The organism is Rothia sp. 110740021-2, assembly GCF_054263775.1.
This window is the reverse complement of sequence record NZ_JBSZFE010000001.1, coordinates 799369-816698: the sequence shown is the minus strand read 5'-3', so window position 1 is coordinate 816698 and position 17330 is coordinate 799369. Positions and strand designations below refer to the sequence as shown.

The 17330-nt window shown below is 60.7% G+C and carries 14 protein-coding genes and 4 tRNA genes; all 18 read right to left on the bottom strand.

What is annotated here, in order from left to right; all coding sequences use genetic code 11:
• Positions 1-331 precede the first annotated feature (331 nt).
• Positions 332-1174, bottom strand: coding sequence for an ABC transporter ATP-binding protein (locus tag ACUXHH_RS03485; protein WP_279754182.1), 843 nt, complete (start codon positions 1172-1174; stop codon positions 332-334).
• Entirely contained in the window at positions 1174-2280 is a 1107-nt protein-coding gene (locus tag ACUXHH_RS03480; protein WP_458390827.1) for a FecCD family ABC transporter permease, read from the bottom strand. The genes ACUXHH_RS03485 and ACUXHH_RS03480 overlap by 1 nt, the downstream gene beginning before the upstream one ends.
• Positions 2280-3329: a FecCD family ABC transporter permease gene (locus tag ACUXHH_RS03475; protein ID WP_458390826.1), complete on the bottom strand. Its 1050-nt coding sequence runs from the start codon at positions 3327-3329 to the stop codon at positions 2280-2282. Before ACUXHH_RS03475 ends, ACUXHH_RS03480 begins: the two co-directional genes overlap by 1 nt.
• Positions 3330-3493: 164 nt before the next feature.
• Complete coding sequence (locus ACUXHH_RS03470) at positions 3494-4384, bottom strand: plasmid partitioning protein (protein ID WP_279740251.1); 891 nt, start codon at positions 4382-4384, stop codon at positions 3494-3496.
• Between the two features lie 173 nt (positions 4385-4557).
• Positions 4558-5988: a hypothetical protein gene (locus tag ACUXHH_RS03465; protein ID WP_279740252.1), complete on the bottom strand. Its 1431-nt coding sequence runs from the start codon at positions 5986-5988 to the stop codon at positions 4558-4560.
• A 129-nt stretch (positions 5989-6117) separates the two neighbouring features.
• Positions 6118-7191, bottom strand: a complete 1074-nt coding sequence (locus ACUXHH_RS03460; RefSeq protein ID WP_279740254.1) for an iron-siderophore ABC transporter substrate-binding protein — start codon at positions 7189-7191, stop codon at positions 6118-6120.
• A gap of 366 nt (positions 7192-7557) precedes the next feature.
• Positions 7558-8253 carry a ribulose-phosphate 3-epimerase gene (rpe, locus tag ACUXHH_RS03455; RefSeq protein WP_279788881.1) on the bottom strand — a complete coding sequence of 232 codons (696 nt, stop codon included), beginning with the start codon at positions 8251-8253 and terminating at the stop codon, positions 7558-7560.
• 54 nt (positions 8254-8307) lie between these two features.
• Positions 8308-10284 (bottom strand): RsmB/NOP family class I SAM-dependent RNA methyltransferase, encoded by a 1977-nt coding sequence (locus tag ACUXHH_RS03450; RefSeq protein WP_458390825.1) that lies wholly within the window; start codon positions 10282-10284, stop codon positions 8308-8310.
• The gene (gene fmt / locus ACUXHH_RS03445; RefSeq protein ID WP_458390824.1) at positions 10281-11249 is read right to left on the bottom strand and encodes a methionyl-tRNA formyltransferase; all 969 of its coding nucleotides are present in this window, start codon (positions 11247-11249) and stop codon (positions 10281-10283) included. The genes ACUXHH_RS03450 and fmt overlap by 4 nt, the downstream gene beginning before the upstream one ends.
• A gap of 6 nt (positions 11250-11255) precedes the next feature.
• Positions 11256-11852, bottom strand: coding sequence for a peptide deformylase (gene def / locus ACUXHH_RS03440; RefSeq protein WP_279788876.1), 597 nt, complete (start codon positions 11850-11852; stop codon positions 11256-11258).
• 265 nt (positions 11853-12117) lie between these two features.
• The gene (locus ACUXHH_RS03435) at positions 12118-12966 is read right to left on the bottom strand and encodes a PD-(D/E)XK nuclease family protein (RefSeq protein ID WP_279754185.1); all 849 of its coding nucleotides are present in this window, start codon (positions 12964-12966) and stop codon (positions 12118-12120) included.
• Between the two features lie 108 nt (positions 12967-13074).
• Positions 13075-13149 (bottom strand) — tRNA-Val (locus tag ACUXHH_RS03430).
• Between the two features lie 196 nt (positions 13150-13345).
• A tRNA-Glu gene (locus ACUXHH_RS03425) sits at positions 13346-13421 on the bottom strand.
• Between the two features lie 22 nt (positions 13422-13443).
• Positions 13444-13515 (bottom strand) — tRNA-Gln (locus ACUXHH_RS03420).
• A gap of 519 nt (positions 13516-14034) precedes the next feature.
• Positions 14035-14110, bottom strand: a tRNA-Gly gene (locus ACUXHH_RS03415).
• A 387-nt stretch (positions 14111-14497) separates the two neighbouring features.
• The gene (locus ACUXHH_RS03410; protein ID WP_458390823.1) at positions 14498-14878 is read right to left on the bottom strand and encodes a hypothetical protein; all 381 of its coding nucleotides are present in this window, start codon (positions 14876-14878) and stop codon (positions 14498-14500) included.
• A gap of 2 nt (positions 14879-14880) precedes the next feature.
• Positions 14881-16392: a glutamate--tRNA ligase gene (gene gltX / locus ACUXHH_RS03405; protein ID WP_279754187.1), complete on the bottom strand. Its 1512-nt coding sequence runs from the start codon at positions 16390-16392 to the stop codon at positions 14881-14883.
• Between the two features lie 57 nt (positions 16393-16449).
• Positions 16450-17202 carry a fumarylacetoacetate hydrolase family protein gene (locus ACUXHH_RS03400; RefSeq protein ID WP_279754188.1) on the bottom strand — a complete coding sequence of 251 codons (753 nt, stop codon included), beginning with the start codon at positions 17200-17202 and terminating at the stop codon, positions 16450-16452.
• Positions 17203-17330: the final 128 nt, after the last annotated feature.

Below are 17330 nucleotides of genomic sequence, written 5' to 3'. Positions count from 1 at the left end.
TGCCCAGCCCAGCCCCACCTAAAACCAGCCTGTCCACCCCAAAAGTTAAAAGAGATGAGGCACCGAGACCGTGCATCAAACCTCTCAAGTCGTAACTTTCAAAGCCTCATACGGCAGTCTCGGTGCCTCATCTACGGGTTCCCAAAATGGAACCTACCCAGTGCTCGGATCCGTTCATGCGTCAAAGACGGGCGAGCACCGGGTAGGCGCCCTACGCGCAGGGGATCCTGGGTCCCTCAGATCCTAACGTTCGCTACTCGGCGCAATGCCGAGCTTTTCCACCCGTACTGAGACGATTGGCGCCAACTCCCACGCGGCTTAGGGGCGAAAACTATTCGCTTTCGCGGGCCGCCGAAATAGCATCAGCGGCAATATGAATTGATTGGTTCTCCTTCGGAATAACCAAAGGAGTACCAGTGCACGGATCAGGAATAATAACCGATTGCAGGTCAAAAACTTCCTGAATAAGTTCCGGTGTAATTATCGCACGCGGATCACCCTGAGCGATAATCCGACCCTGCTTCATTAAAACAACATGAGTAGCATACCTGAAAGCAAGGTTCAGGTCATGCAACACCACGGCTACAGTCCGGCCTTCGGAATGCAATTTCTTCGTCAGGTTCAGCACCTCAATCTGGTGTGTGATGTCCAGGTAGGTGGTCGGCTCATCGAGAAGAATCAGCGGGGTCTGCTGCGCCAGGGTCATGGCAATCCACACGCGTTGACGCTGACCGCCCGAGAGCGCCTCAATGGGACGCTCCGCAAGCTCCAGCACGTTCGCTGCCTGCATCGCCTCCACGCAGGCTCGCTCGTCCTCATCAGACCAGGAACGCAGTAGCGACTGGTGCGGGTAGCGGCCGCGCGCCACCACATCCGCCACGGTCACGCCACTCGGCGCCTCCGGGGTCTGCGGCAACATCGCCAGGATCTTAGCAATGGCGCGGGACTTCATCTGCGGCAGCGGGGTGCCGTCTAGGCGAACCTCGCCCTCTTTGAGCGGGTTCACGCGGGCAAGAGCCTTCAATGTGGTCGACTTACCACAGGCGTTGGGGCCCAGGATAACGGTCAGCTCCCCCTCCGGCACCTGAAAATCTACCCCGTTGAGCACCGTATGCTCACCGTAGGCAACCACCATGTTCTCGCCTTCAAGGCGGGTCGTCACACTAGTGTTCACTAGCTCTTCTTCCTTTCGAGGTAAATCAGGTAAATCAGGTACAGGCCACCAATCGCGCCGGTCACCACACCCACCTGAATGATGCGTCCGGAAACAGCGAATCGGCCAATCAGGTCGGAGCCGAGCACCATGAACGCACCCATGAGTGCCGCGGAGGTGAAGCCCACCCCACCACTACGGGAGAGAGTCTTCGCAATGTGCGGCGCAGCCAGGGCGACGAAGGCAATCGGACCGGTCGTCGCGGTCGCCAGCGAAACCAGAAGCACACCGATGAACAGAGCCGCCACACGGTACGCATTCACGCTCACACCCAAACCGGATGCCACCTGGTCACCAAAACGAATCGCGCCCAGCGGGCGGACCAGCATCAGCAGCAGCGGAGTCACCACAAGCAGCAGACCCAGCAGCGCGTAGGTGCGCTCCCAGGTGATGTCATTGAGCGAACCGGCAAGCCAGGACGCCGCGGTCTGCGCCTGAGTCAGCGAAGCACGCACCACCAGCAGCGCGTTGAACGCCGCCAGAGTCGAACCCACACCAATACCGACCAGCACCAGACGGAAACCGTACAGGCCCGTGTGCCGCGTCAACAACCACACCAGCACCGAGGTCGCTAAGCCACCAACCACAGCGCCCAGGGCAACCTCAACGGGGCCAGAATTGAACACAATAATCTGCAATAGCGCACCGGTCGCGGCCCCATTCGTGAAGCCGATAATATCCGGTGATCCCAGGGCGTTACCCGAAATCACCTGGAAAATCGCACCCGACAGACCAAGCGCCGCGCCCACCAGAAGCGCCGCCACAATACGCGCCGCACGCTGCTGAGCGAAAGTCACCGTAATCTGCTTACCCTCACCTAGCAGCGCCGGGATGACCTTCTCCGGGGCGAGCTTATAATCACCCTGCAACATGCCCCAAAACGCCAGTGCCGCAATCAGCACCACCAACGCAACATTCAAAATCAGCACACGCCACGGCATCTGAGCACTCAGCGGACCGCGCACAGTCAACACCGGGCGGCCACCCAAATCGCGGCCACGACGACGCGCAGAACGATTAGCGGAGCTGGTGGCAGTCGCCGTCAAAAGAGCGGAAGAATTCGACATTAGAGAGCCTCCACCTTACGACGAGTCATCAAGAACAAGAACACCGGGGCACCGGCAAGAGTCGCCACAATACCCACCTGAGTCTCCTGCGGAGCCACCAGCACACGCGCCAACACGTCAGCACACAGCAGCCACACCGGACCCAACAGCGCCGAACCATAATTCACCCAGCGCACATCATTACCGAGCAAAGCACGCACCACAAACGGCACCGCCAAACCCACAAAACCAATCGGACCCACCGCAGCAGTCGCCGCACCGGCAAGCACCGTCACCGCCAGCAACGTCAAATTCTGGGTCGTACGCACACTCACGCCGAGGCTGGTCGCCGCCTCCTCGCCCATACTCAGAGCATTAATCGCAGGAGCCACAAAGAACGCCACCAACACACCCAGCACAATCACCGGACCCACCGTCGACGCAATATCCATACTGCGGCCCTCCAGCGAACCGGCAACCCACACACGGAACTCGTTATACGCATCCTGATCAGCCAAAATCAGGCCCTGCGCAATCGCCGACAACGCCGCAGAAATCGCCACACCCGCCAACGCAAGCTTCACAATCGACCCGTCACGGCCACGACCCAGCGTGTACACCAGCACCGCAGCCAACGCACCACCAACCGTCGCAGCAACCATGTACTGCCAAATGCCCATCACACCAAAAACCACCACGGAAGCAATCACAGCCACAGCAGCACCGGCATTCACACCCATCAGACCGGGCTCAGCCAGCGGGTTACGGGTCAACGACTGCATCAACGAACCGGCAACCGCCAACGCAGCACCCGCTGCAAGACCCACCAGGGTACGCGGAATACGCTGCTCCGTCACAATCGTCTGTGCCTGCTCAGAAGCAGTGCCATTGAAAACAGCCAGAACCTGATCCGGCGGAAGATTACTCGACCCGAACAGCAAAGAAGCAGCCACAGCACCCACCAAAAGCACCGCAAACAGGAACAGAAAAGCCAGGCGCTTACCCAACTTCTGCCCCTGAATCACAGAACCCTGACGGGACGTACTCTCCTGCTGAACATCTCGGGACAATGAGCTCGTGAGGGCCACTATGCTCCTTATGCTCGATACAAGAAAACTAAGGAGGCATACCCGGCGCACCCACACCACACGAGGGGCACCCGGCACACCGGTAGATAATGAGAGAAACGCCGGAGCGGGTGGGTTACTCCCCCACCCGCATCCGACGTTAAGTCTTAGCGCTTACGGGTCAGCAGCAACGCAGCGGCACCCACAACGCTTACGCCCAGAACCACCACGCCAATCCACGGGAACGCAGCACCGTAAGTCACGGTCTGAACGGTGGATGCGGTGTTAGCCGCGCCCGAAGCTGAAGCGCTCGGGTTCGACGCATTACCGCGCGCAACAGCCGAAGAAGATGCGCTCGCCGAAGCGGTAGCCTTCTTCTGGGCATTTGCAGAAGCCGAAGCAGCCGGCGCAGCGGAAGAGTCAGCTTCCACGTTCAGGCGGTCGTACTCCTCCTTGGTGATGGTGTTGCCGTCAGCGTCGGTGTACACAGTCTCAGCCTCAGCATTCGACTCATCACTCTGAGAGTTTGCGGAATCATCAGAACCCGAACGACGAGAGGAAGAGTTAGAAGATTCAGAACCGTTCTCGCCCACCACGGTGAACTCGGGGCTGCGGTTGCTGTACGCCTCGGTACCCAGGTACTTGCCGTCCTTGTCACGCTTCTCACGGGAAGCGAGGAAACGCAGAGTGTGGGTGCCAGGGCCTACATCCGGCAGCACGAAGGAACCGGAGACGTTACCGTTGCCATCGGTCTTCTGCTGATGCACCACGCAAGCGCCCTGAGCCGCATTGGAGGGGCACAGGTTGCCGTCGTCCACCTTCACGGACACCACAGCGTTCGCGGGGAAGCCGCTCACGCTAAAGGAAATCACGCCGTGCTCGCTCACAGAGGGGGAAACGGTTGAGGAGGTGTTATCGGTAGATGCCTTCGCACCACCCGGAGGCAGAGCGGATGCAGTGCCAACACCCAGGCCCAGTGCCAGGGTTGCGGCGGCGCAGGCGGTCAGTGCCTTAGAGGTCAGGGATGCCTTCGGGGTTCCCGAAAAAGGTGCACGCATGGTTGTCCTTTCAAATCTTTGCCAGGTTCATCTCTGGATATTCCGGTCCGTAGCAGAAACAACGGAGCGACGCTGTATATCTGAACCCAAGTAGTCGGAGGGGCACCCGGTTTACGCACCCCTTCTCCAGGGGGGGGTGAGCCGGTGCCGGTGTGAGTGTGCAGTCAGAAAATTTACTTCTTGGAGGTACGCAACACCAGAGCCGTAGTCAGAATCACCAAGCCAGCTGCCGAAAGCAGCAGGTTGTTGGCGTTATTGACTAGCCACTTGGTCATACCGGTTAGCTCAGTACCTTCAATGGTTGGCCCCTGCGCAGTCAGGGCCGTAGGGCTGGAGGTAGCACTTGCATTCGAACGCGGCGAGGCAGAAGCAGAAGGTGAGCTGATGGCTTTAACACTCGCATTAGCCTGGGGCGTCGAGGCAGCGCTTTGGGGAGCTGCTTCCTTCGCCTTAGCCTGCACTCGCTTCACAATAGGTTCGGCGGGAGTAACAACTGTGGCGAGTGACGGCTCCACATCGTAGGAGCCCTGGTCATCATTGGATACATCCTCGCGGGGTGCCACGACACGCTCGATAGTTATGTCAGCAAAACCAAGCACGGCATTCTCAGCATCCTGATTACCGTTGTGCACAACCACTCGGTAGGTGGTGGGAGACATAGTTCCGCTAGTCTCGTAGCTGAAACTGCGGTTGTTATCCAGGCGCTTCCAGCCGGAGCCGTAGAGGGTCTGCGGGGAGTTACCGAGATAGGTCGCGGCGTACACCCAGGTGCCCGGTTCAGCGTTCGGCACGGTCACGGTCACGGTGGAGCCGTCACGGCTCACCTGCACGCCATTACCAGCGGTCAGTTCGGAGGCGTTGACCGGCTCGGGTGCGTCACCGGGGGCGTACTCCGGAGCCTTGTCGCTGAGCTTAATCTTCTGTCGAATAGACACGCCGCGGTCGTAGTTTTTACCCTGCTCATCTGCTCCACCCAAGGAACCGGAGAGGATCTGCACGTTGTGCTCGGAATTTTCGGTAGCCCAGCCTGCCTCCACCAGTTTTTCGGCACTCAAACCGGTGTTTTCGGTGGTGGGCAGAGGAACCTCAACCTCAAAGGTACCGTCTTCATTGGCAATTGCCATGAAGTTTGCAGGCGAGTTGCCACCCTCCTTAGTCAGGGGATTAATGGCCTGGTGTGCTTTATCGGGGAGGGCATCCAGGAACTTGACCGCAAATATGGCGCCGCGGTCGGGGGCATTACTCACGAAGCCTTCACCGCGCACCACAATCTTGCCTTCGCGCCACTTTTCGGTGGAGATGGTCACACGTGCCTTCACAGGGTTCGCTGTCTTGGAGCTGGCAGACTTAGTCGGCTGAATACTCGATGACGCGGACGGGGTAGGCTCAGCGGTCTTGCTCGGCTCATCAGAGGGAGCAGCATTAGGGGTAGCCGAGGCTGACGGGGTCGCCGCCGGGTCCGAGGCGATACCAATCGGCAGGTTGGAATCCGCGAATGCGAGAGTGGTGCCGGTCAGCGCTGCTCCAGGGGTGATGAGCGCGCCGGCGAGAGCCACGACGGCACCGTAGCGGGCTGCGGTGCGCACGGGTCGAGTTTCGGTCATTGTGCTCCTTGAGGATGGTGTGGTGGGTCGTGCATCCCCTTCCCGCCGCGGTTTTCAGGTCGCGGTGGGAAGGGGTGTGGCGGAAGCTTCAGCGTGTGATTGCTTCACCGAGTGTTCAGAACGGGATGTTTAGAGCGGAAGCGCCTTCTTGACGTCTTCGATAATGCCCTCGAGCAGCAGCGGACCGCCGGTGGAGGTCCACTTGGAGCCGTCCACGAGAATCACGTGGTCGTCCTTGACGGCCTTCAGGTTGGTGAAGCCGGAGGTTTCCTTCGCCTTATTCAGTGCTTCTTCGGCGCCCTGCAGACCTGCGGAGCCCTGCGCGTTCGGGTTCTGCTGGCTTGCGCCGCCGAGGGTGCCCAGGAACATGTAGTCCGCGTCGATGGTTGCCAGGTTCTCCAGGGAGACGGGCTCGGAGTGACCCTGGCCGTTACGGTCCTGCGCCTCGGGGCGCTTAAGACCCAGGTCGTTGAGCACCTGGCCGGCGGGCAGTTCCTTGAGAATCAGGGCGGGGCCGTTGCCTGCCCAACGGACGATAGAGAAGGTCTTGTCGCCGTACTTGGGGGCGAGCTGACCCTTCAGCGCCGCGGCATTTGCCTCGTATGCCTTGATGACTTCTTCGCCCTTGTCGACCATGTTCATGGCGTTGGCGACGTTGCGGAAGTTGATTCGCCAGTCGCCACCCGCGTAGCCGCAGTAGACCACGGGGGCAATCTTCTTGAGGGTTTCGTAGGCATCGGAGCGCTTGTCCACGCCAGTGGAGTCGACGAGAATCAGGTCGGGTTCGAGGTTGCCGATCTGCTCGTAGTTGACCTGGGCGACGGTGCCGATGATCTGCACGTCCTTGGCGCGGTCGGCGAGGTAGTTGGGTACGCCGGACTGGCCGCGGCCAGAGACCGAACCGGCGGGGGTCACGCCGAGGGCGAGCAGGCCGTCGAGGGTGGGTTCGGAGAGGACGATAACCTTCTTCGGGCTGGCGGGAACTTCTACGTTCTCGTCGTCGATATCCTTGATGGTTCGGGTGCCGCCGTTGCCGCCCGAGGTGGAACCGCCGGAAGTGGTGGTCGTGGTGGTCTCGCTGCTGCATGCCGCGAGGGCGAGAGCAGCCGAGGAGGCAAGCGCCAAGCCGAAGAAGGCGCGGCGGTTAACGCCCGATGCGCCGTGGTTTTCGGTGTCGGTCAGATCGGTTTGGTTGAAAGGCATAGTTCCCCCTAGATATAACTAAACTATACCTAACCTTACAGATATCTGAGTGTTACATCAAGACGTATTCAGTTTGCATTCTCCGACCGTCAGGATGCCCAGGTTTGCCGCGGAATTCGGCGGGTTAACATATTTCACTCTTTGTCACTGTCTTGCTGACACTATGTCGCTTAAATGAGTGTCTCTCCCTCACCGTTATCTCGTTATAAAACCACGGTGGGCAAAAAGCAAGACATGCAAAACGCCCCGTTGCAAAGAACCGCGACGGGGTGCAGTCTTCGCAACGGGGCGTTGAGGTTTTATAGGTGCGGGGTTTTATAGATGCCGGGCGCCATTACTGGCCTACACCGTTATCGGCGAGTACCGCTAGCAGCCACAATCGGTGCCGGAGCGCTTGACCGATGCGGCCGCCGCACGCAGGGAGGCGATGGCCGCCTCCGGGCCGCCGAGCGCCTCGTCCACACCGTAGACCGAGCTGCCGGCAACGAAGCAGGTTGCGCCCGCCTCCGCAGCACGCAGAATGGTCTCTTCGGTGATGCCGCCGTCCACCTGTACGGTCACCGGCAGGTTCGCGCCCTCAATCGCCTTGGCAGCACGGGCAATCTTCGGCAGGGTTACGTCCAGGAACGCCTGGCCGCCGAAGCCCGGTTCCACGGTCATAATCAGCAGCATGTCCAGTTCGCTGAGCATGTCCAAGTAGGGTTCCACGGCGGTTGCCGGGCGTAGCGCCATACCTGCCTTCGCACCCTCAGCACGCAGGGTTCGCGCCAGCTTGATGGGTGCGATAGCCGCCTCCGCGTGGAAGGTCACCGATTCGCAGCCCATGCTGGCGTATTCGGGTGCCCAGCGGTCGGCCTCGTCAATCATCAGGTGCACATCGAACGGCACCGGGGAGATTTCGCGCAGACGCTTGACCACCGGTGGGCCCCAGGTGAGGTTGGGGACGAAGTGGTTGTCCATCACGTCAATATGCGCGGCGTCTGCGGTGGAAATGCGCTCCAGCTCGCGTTGCAGGTTCGCGAAATCCGCCGAGAGAATCGACGGGTTAATGGCAATACCCATGGGGTTCCTTTCAAATCCGTGCCGTATGGCGAATGATGCTAGGCGGTGAAGCGGCTAGTTCTTGCGCAGCAGGGCGAGGAACATTGCGTCGGTTCCATGCACATGCGGCCACAGCTGTGCCGTGGTCGGGTTCTGAGAAGCCTTCACGTCCGGGGCACCCTTCTTGACCTTGATCTCGGGGGTGTGGCCGGGGTCCTTCTCCCCCACTAGTACGCTCACGGGTTCGCCTTTCGCGCCTTCAGTGTGCTGGGCAACTTCACGCAGGGCGGCGGCGGAGTCGAGCAGGCTGACCGCGCCGCTTTCGAGCACCTCAGCCACAATGTTCTGAGTTTCTGCCGCGTGCGGGGAACAGGTCACGTACGCGATGACGCCGCCGGGGCGGGTCGCCTCAATCGCTGCATCCAAGAGCTGACGCTGCAGGGGCAGCAGCTCTGCAATATCGCGCGGGGACTTGCGCCAACGTGCTTCGGGGCGGCGGCGCAGGGCACCCAGGCCGGAGCAGGGCACATCCACCATGACGCGGTCGAACAGCTGACCGGGTTCAATGGAGCCGGGCAGGTCGGAGGTGTTCCTGCGCAGGGTCTCACGGATCTGGCGGCCGTCGCCGGTAAGTACCGTGTAGCTGTCCTCGGGAAGGGGGCGCATAGAGGATTCCACAAGCTGAGCGCGGTGCGGTGCCGCCTCGTTGGCGACCAGGGATGCGCCGCGCTGAATACCGAGCGCGCCGAGCAGCGCCGCTTTACCGCCGGGGCCTGCGCACAGGTCGAGCCAGGCGGTGTCGGCGCCGTCCAGGGGTGCTGCGGCGAGCGCGCGTGCTACCAGCTGGGAACCGGCATCCTGGGCGCGGACGGTGCCTTCACGTACGGATTCCAGGCGCGCTAAGTCGCCGGAGGCGTACAGTGCCGACCCGTCAACCAGTTCGCCGTCGACGGCGCCCTGGTCGCGTGCCTCGTCGAGGGTACCCAGACCGGGCAGTGCAACCAGGTTGACCACGGGGGCGAGGTTGTCCGCTTCGAGCAGCTGCTCAATTTCGGAGGCGGGGCGGCCATGCGCGACGAGTGCCTGGCGCATGGAACGCACAATCCAGCCGGGGTGCGAGGCGAGCAGTGCCATGCGCTCGGTGTCGTCTTTCGCGTCCTCAATGATGAGTTCGTACCACTCTTCAGGGGTGCGTTCAGAGACTCGGCGCAGCACCGCGTTGATGAAGCTTGCCGGGCCCGCACCAATCTTTTCGCGTGCCAGGGACACACTCTGGTTCAGTGCCGCGTGGGCGGGAACGCGCATGTTCAGCAACTGGTGCACGCCCATGCGCAGCACGATAAGGGTGGTGGTGCCGACCTTCTCGATGGAGCGATCTACACAGCGGCTGAGGATTGCGTCGTAGGTGCCTTGGTGGCGTAGCGTGCCGTAGGTTAGTTCGGTTGCGAAGCCTGCGTCTCGGTGGTCTAGACGGTAGCTACGAATCGTCTTGGGTAGCACGAGGTTCGCGTAGGCGTCAGATTCCGCCACGGAGCGCAGTACGTCGAAGACGGTTGCGCGTGCGATGTCTGCGGTACGCGCGCGTGCAGAGGGTGCCGCAGCGGAGAATTCGCGGGCAGACATGGAGCGGCGGTTGCGTTCGTGGCCGCTCTTATTGCGCTGGGAGGTGCCACCACCACCACGTTTGGTGTCGTCGTGCTCGGTCTTGGCGCGGCGTGCGGCGCGTTCGACGCTGGTCAGGCCGTCAAAGCGGCGACCGGTGCGCGATTCGGGGCGGGAGTTGTCATCCCACTTCTGCGGGCGGCTCTGAGAGCGCTGATTCTGCGAACGCTGATTCTGAGTGCGCTCGGAGTTCTGAGACTGCTGGCGGTTCTGCTCACTCACATCAGCACCCGAGCCGGAGCGGCGGCGACGCTTACGCTTCGCACCGCCCTCACCCTGGCCGTAACCCTGGCCGCCACCCTGATTGGGCTTGCCCTGGTTGAACTTGCCGTTACCGGAGTGACCGGACTTGCCGTGTCCACCCTTGTAGGGGCGCTTTTCGTTGCTCATGCGAGTACCACCAGGCCTTCCGCCATGTCCTTGCCAGCGCCGCGAGCCCACGCGGGCGCATCCATCATTTTCTTACCGGCAGGCTGAACCTGCAGCAGCATCAGCGGTTCGGTACCGGTGCCGACCAGTACCTTCTTCGCGTGCAGACGCACCGCACCGGGTGCGAGGGGGCCGCTGTTCGCCTCGGTCAGGGACTGTACCAGGCGCTCGTCGGCAACCGCCAGACCACCGATCTTGAAGCGGTTTTCTCCCAGTTCGCACCATGCGCCGGGCTCGGGGGTCACGCCGCGGAAGCGTGCCAGGATCTGCTCGGCGGGTTCGGTCCAGGTGAGGCGGCCGTCGGCAATGCTCATCTTGGAGGCGTAGCTGACCGACTCGTCCTCGACCTGCACGGTGCCGCTCTCGCCCGCTTCGAGGCGTTCGAAGGTGCGTTCAAGCAGTGCGCCACCGCTGGTGGCGAGGCGTATCAGCACGGTGCCTGCGGTGTCGTCGGCGGCTACGGGGGTGGATTCCTGTTCGAAGGTGGGGCCGGTGTCCAGGCCTTCTTCGAGCAGGAAGGTGGTGGAGAAAATTTCCCGCTCACCGGCGATGAGAGCGCGCTGTACGGGGGCGGCACCGCGCCATGCGGGTAGCTTGGAGAAGTGCAGGTTGACCCAACCGTATCGCAGGGATTCGAGCGCGGGCAGCGGCAGCAGGGCACCGTAGGCAACCACGGCGGCTGCGTCAGCGTTCAGTTCGGCAATGGCCGCGGCGGCTTCGTCGTTCCAACGATTTGCTTTCACGATGGGCAGACCGAGCTCTTCGGCACGCTGTGCCACCGGGGAGGGGGTGAGCACGCGCTTGCGGCCCACGGGGGCGTCTTCGCGGGTGAGCACGCCGACCACGCGCACCTTATCGGAGTTCGCCAGGTAGTCGAGCGGGGGCACGGCAACATCTGGAGTGCCTGCGTAAATAATGTTGAGCATGTGAGCCTACTTTCCGAAGCTACCGAGGGAGGAACCGGCATCGAAGGCGCCACCACCACCGAAGGCACCGCCCACGCGGGTTGCACGCTCGGTCACGGTCTTAGCTGCGACCGTGTTGTAGTCTGCGGCGCGCAGGGCACGCATCACGCGCTGCCGGTCTTCACCCACGAGACGGTCGATGAAGAGCTTGCCATGCAGGTGGTCAGTCTCGTGCTGCAGCATGCGCGCGAACAGGCCCTCCCCCTCCAGCACGAGGGGTTCACCGTGTCGGTCCACGCCGGTCACGCGCGCCCAGTTCTTGCGTGGGGTCGCGGATTTCTGACCGGGCACGGACAGACAACCTTCGCCACCTTCCTGATTTTCTTCGCCGACCTCAAGCACGGGGTTGATGATGTAGCCCTCGCGGTCGTCAATGCCTCCGAAGGTGAAAATCTGCTTGGAGATGCCAACCTGCGGGCCAGCAAGGCCCACGCCACCCACGTCGTACATGGTTTCTAGCATGTCGTCGATGAGTCGTGCCAGGTCGTCGTCGAAGACGGTGATGGGGTCACAGACGCTGCGTAGCACAGGGTCGCCTACGGTGCGGATGCTCAGGATGGTCATGATTCTCCTTTGCCGGCGGGTGCCGGGAATGTGCTTACGGATTTCAAAATGGTGGCAGAACTGCGCTGACGGTTTTCCCAGCAGGTTTTTCCCAGTGGGAGCGTGCCGTTCTGCCTATTGTTCTATTGTCGCCGATTCAGTAGCGCGAATCTAGAACGAATCGAGGCATTGGAGTGAGGACTGAGCCTCACCTCCCGGGGGTTACAGCCTCTCCCCTATACCGCAGGCGGGGGTACTGATCTATGCCGCGGGCGGAGGTACTGATCTATGCCGCGGGCGGAGGTACTACGGGCATGAGCGCGGGGTCTTCAAATTCTTGAACCTGGCGATCGAATTCCCAGACCCGGCGCAGGGCGCAGAACTTGTACCAGTTGCGTTCGAGTACGGCGGGGTTTGCCTGCTGCGGCAACACCTGCGTTTCGCCGAGTGCCACGCCCATGAGGACGGGTGCGTCGCCGTATTTCCAGGGTTCCCAGGTGCCTTCGTCGGGGTCGAGGAGGGATTCTTCGGCTTTGAGTCCGGCGACGAGTTGCATAACGACTTTTTCGTCAAGTGCTTTGACGCGACCGCGTTTGTCGGTGCCCTTGGTTTTGTAGTCGATAATGCAGGTTCGACCTGCGATCTCTGCGACGAGGTCGAGGGTGCCCGCGTAGCCGACGGTTTCGTTCCAGATGGTAACTTCGGCAGCGAGGGGTCGGGGCTTGAAGGCTTCCCACCATTCGTCGAAGCGGTCAGCGTAGGCTTGTTCCCCGTTGATGATGAGCTGTTCACGGCTTTCATCGAAGTTGTGTTCGCGTCCCATGGTGCGTAGGGCGACTGCTTCGGCGTAGTTGTGGACGCGGTCCCCTCGGGCAGCAGCTGCGTCGCGGTATCGTTCGGAGGCGCTGGCTGCGTCGCGGATGATGGCGAATTTGAGGCCGTGGGATCCGGTGGCGCGGTATGCGCGCTGGTCTTCGAGGGCGGCTTTGGCTGCCATATACCCGTGCCAGCCACTGAGATCGCTGGTGTGCTGCCCGATGACAGTGGTGATGGAGGGGACGAGGGGTTCTCCTCCGCGGACGCGTGCGTACATGCGTCCGTAGTCGGTGGCTGCGGCGAGTTCGGGTGTTGTCACGGGGTACCTCATTCTCGGGTGGTTGTGTCCGCGGCTGAGTTTGTACTGTTTGTGGGCACAAATACCGGTGGGCATAATAAAACCCCCGTTCCTTGAAACGGGGGTTATTGGTGCGTGATACTGGGTTCGAACCAGTGACCTCTTCGGTGTGAACGAAGCGCGCTACCACTGCGCCAATCACGCTTACGGATAAGACTATACCGGGGCTTGGCATGAAGGTCAAATTTTGCGCGCCACCCCCTTTTTATTCCTGTGTTGCTCCCCGCCGAGAAGCCACTTGAGTTTCGATGAGTACACGGCGGCACCGTAGAATCTAAAACCAGTTTCGCCGAATAAATAAATAAGCCCCCAGTCAGAAGACTGAGGGCTTATTTCCTAGTGGTGACCCCAACCGGATTTGAACCGGTGTTGCCGCCGTGAGAGGGCGGAGTACTAGGCCGCTATACGATGGGGCCGCAACCTCTGTTAGGAGGTTAGCTGGGATACCAGGACTCGAACCTAGAACAAAGGAACCAGAAACCTTCGTGTTGCCAATTACACCATATCCCATTACTCTACTGAGTTACCGTTCCGCTTCTTGCCTTTCGGCTTTTCACCGGAACGAGTAATAACTATACGGGTCTTTCAGGAGGCGTGCAAGCCGAAACCTGGAGAGACGTCTCACATTCACGGCTTTACACCCGCCAATTCCGCGTATTTCCGGGGTTTTTAGGGCTAAAAAGTTTTTTAAATTTCTTCAAAAAGAAGGTTTTGGGGCCACTTTTCACCCCTCAAAGCAGCTTCAAGGGAGCTCAGAGAGCAGCTTTAGTCTCTCCCCCGCACATTTTGCATCTCAAATTTTTTTGAAGATTTTTTCTTTCTGCACCACCTCCCGACAGCCGGGTATTCGGACAGTCAGTCAGGCAGAAAATCAGATAGCCAGACAGTCAGCTCACCCAAGCAGTCACCTCGAGAAGATCACAAGACCTCTATCTCACTCCCAACCCACGCCTTCAAAAGCTAAAACTTCTGCAGACAACAAAACCCAGAGACAACGAAAAAGCCCCGAGGCGAACCTCGGGGCTTCAGTGGAGCGGTTGACGAGACTTGAACTCGCGACATCCACCTTGGCAAGGTGGTGCTCTACCAACTGAGCTACAACCGCATGTTTTCGCTTTGAACTTTTCAGTTCGTCGCAACAACAGGTACTACTATACGAGTCTTTACTGGGGTACGCAAACTAAATTCTTGCCGCACTCCCCCAGATAGAACCAGATTAACCCCCATAAAATATACTGACTAGCAGTCTTGCAGGAAATACCCATCACAAAAAATATTCTCAAATTTATAAAAAATCCCCTTATCCACCGGGTTTCTTCAGACTTTTCGGTCCTCTGATTCCCGCTGGATAAGGGGATTCTCTTGAAACGTGGGTTCTCGCCGGGCTCTCACAGTACGCGCCACACACACCTGAGGTGCCTGCGAGCGCGCGCCATGAGTAACTACGCCATGTAGCTACGCAGAGAGTAGCTGCATCAAGAGTAGCTAGAGCTTAGTCGCTGCCTCCACCGGAGTCGCCTCCGCCAGAGTAGTCGGAGCTACTGGAGCTTCCAGCGTCGAAGTCGCCCGCCTCCGGGTCGGGGCCCGGGTCCACGAAGTCGTCGCTCTCTTCCTCTTCTTCGTCCGAAGGGTCCGAAGAATCAACAACAGACGAGGAGGTGCTTACGTCGCCGCCGTGAACCGCGTTCTGCATGGCGCGTGCCTCCAGGAATGCGGTCACGTAGGCGAGCGCCGCAGCGGCAATAATGATGACGACCATCCACACGGAGCGGTCAAAGCCAGCAATATAGGCGAACAGCCAGATAATGCAGGCGTTGGTGAGCGCCATGATGGAGCCCTTCAGCAGCGCCTTCCCCATGATCGGCTGTTTCATGGTTAGCTCAGTTCAGCGGCAAGCTTGCGCAGGCGTGCGAGGGAGGATTCCTTGCCCAGGATTTCCATGGATTCGAACAAAGGCGGGGAGATGCGCTCACCGGACACTGCGATACGCACGGGGCCGAATGCGAGGCGTGGCTTGATTGCCAGGCCGTCGACGATTGCGGCGCGCAGGGCTCCCTCAATGTTGGCTGCGGTGAAGTCCTCGAGGGGCTCCAGAGCCTCGATAGCGGCGGCAAGAACCTGCGGTGCGGATTCCTTGAGCTGCTTGCGTGCATCGTCTGCGGTGCTGATTTCTTCGTCAGCTTTAAAGAGGAATACGAGCAGGCCGGGTGCTTCGCCAAGCAGCTGCATACGCTCCTGAACGAGGGGGGCAGCTTCGGTGAGGACCTGCTCTTCACGCTCAGTGAGGGTTTCGCCGAGTACGCCTGCGGCCTGCAGATACGGGATGAGTCGGTCGCGGAAGTCCTTGGGATCGAGCGCACGGATGTGATCGCCGTTGATAGACTCTGCCTTCTTCACATCGAAGCGTGCGGGGTTGGCAACAACGTCGTGCACGTCGAAGTGCTCGACGAGCTCGTCGATGCTGAAGACGTCCTGGTCTGCGGAGAGGGACCAGCCCAGCAGCGACAGGTAGTTCAGCAGGCCTTCCTTGATGAAGCCGGAGTCACGCAGCAGGAAGAGGTTCGACTCGGGGTCACGCTTGGAGAGCTTCTTGTTACCCTGGCCCATGACGTAGGGCAGGTGGCCGAATTCGGGGATGAAGCTGGTCACGCCGGTGTCGATGAGCGCGCGGTATAGCGCGATCTGGCGCGGGGTAGAGGAGAGCAGGTCTTCGCCACGCAGCACGTGGGTGATGCCCATGAGTGCGTCGTCGACGGGGTTCACGAAGGTGTACAGCGGGTCGCCGTTGGAGCGGACGACCACGTAGTCGGGTACGGTGCCTGCCTTGAAGGTGATTTCGCCGCGAACGAGGTCCTTGAAGGTGATGTCCTCATCGGGCATGCGCAGACGCCACACGGGCTTGCGGCCTTCTGCGCGGTAGCCTTCCTTCTGCTCTTCGGTGAGGTTGCGGTCGTAGTTGTCGTAGCCGAGCTGCGGGTCCTGACCGGCTGCCTTGCGGCGTTCCTTCACCTCGTCGGGGGTGGAGAAGTCTTCGTACACGTAGCCGCCTTCAACGAGCTTTGCGAAGATCTCGTTGTAGATGCCTGCGGTCTTACGCTCGGACTGGCGGTAGGGCTCGTGGGGGCCGCCGACGCCAACGCCTTCATCCCAGTTGATGCCGAGCCAGTGCAGGGATTCGAGCACCTGGTTGAACGACTCTTCGGAGTCACGTGCCGCGTCGGTGTCTTCGATGCGGAAAATCAGCTTGCCGCCGGTGTGGCGCGCGTACGCCCAGTTGAAGAGGGCGGTACGGACCATGCCCACGTGCGGGGTGCCGGTGGGCGAGGGGCAGAAGCGGACGCGGGTGTCTGCGGGGCTGTTGAGTACGGGACCGTGGTATTCGGTCATGATGTCTCCTTAACGGTGTGTTTCAGGATGTACGTTACGTTGTTGGGCGCGGTCAGCTTAGTCGCGCACGCGGGTGACGAGAGAGCCGATGCCTTCGACTTCGACCTCTATTTCGTTGCCGTCGCGCAGTACGCTGATGCCGGCGGGGGTGCCGGTGAGCAGTACGTCGCCGGGCAGCAGGGTGAAAATTTCGGAGGCCGCGGCAACCTGTTCGGCTACAGAGTAGTGCATTTCGGAGGTGTTGCCTTCCTGCACGACGTCGCCGTCAACCCAGGTGGTAATATTCAGCGAGTCGGTGTCCAGGTCGGTTTCGATCCAGGGGCCGAGCGGGGTGGAGCCGTCGAAGCCCTTGGCGCGGGTCCACTGGCGGTCTTCGAGCAGGTCTCGGGCGGTGAGGTCGTTGGCTACGGTGTAGCCGAAGATGACTTCGTGCACGCGCTCAAGAGGCACAGACTTGGCGATACGACCGATAATGACGGCGAGTTCACCTTCTGCGCTGACAGCTTCGGAATACTCGGGCAGGGTCACGGGGTCACCGGGACCAATGACGGTGGTGTTGGGCTTGAGAAAGAACTGCGGGGAGGCAGGTGCTTCGGTTCCTGCCCAGTTTGCGATCGCTCCAATCACCTTGGATCGGGGGATGATCGGGGCGAGCAGGCGCACCTGGTCGATGCGGTAGGTGGTGCCGGTCTGTTCGATACCCGAGTAGAAGGGGTCTCCGGCGAGCACGCGCAGGGTTTCTTCGCCTGCATCGCCTTCTACCAGCCCGAAGTGGAGCTCATTATTTACGGTAAATCGTGCAATACGCATACCTTCTAGGGTACCAGCCTTCGAGGGCGGGGCGGCGGGTGGGGTTCGCCTCCCCTCCCCTATCTTCGGGGTAGCAACGCCGCACGCACTATTGACCGGGCACAGCATTTACCGGGTACAGCGAATCC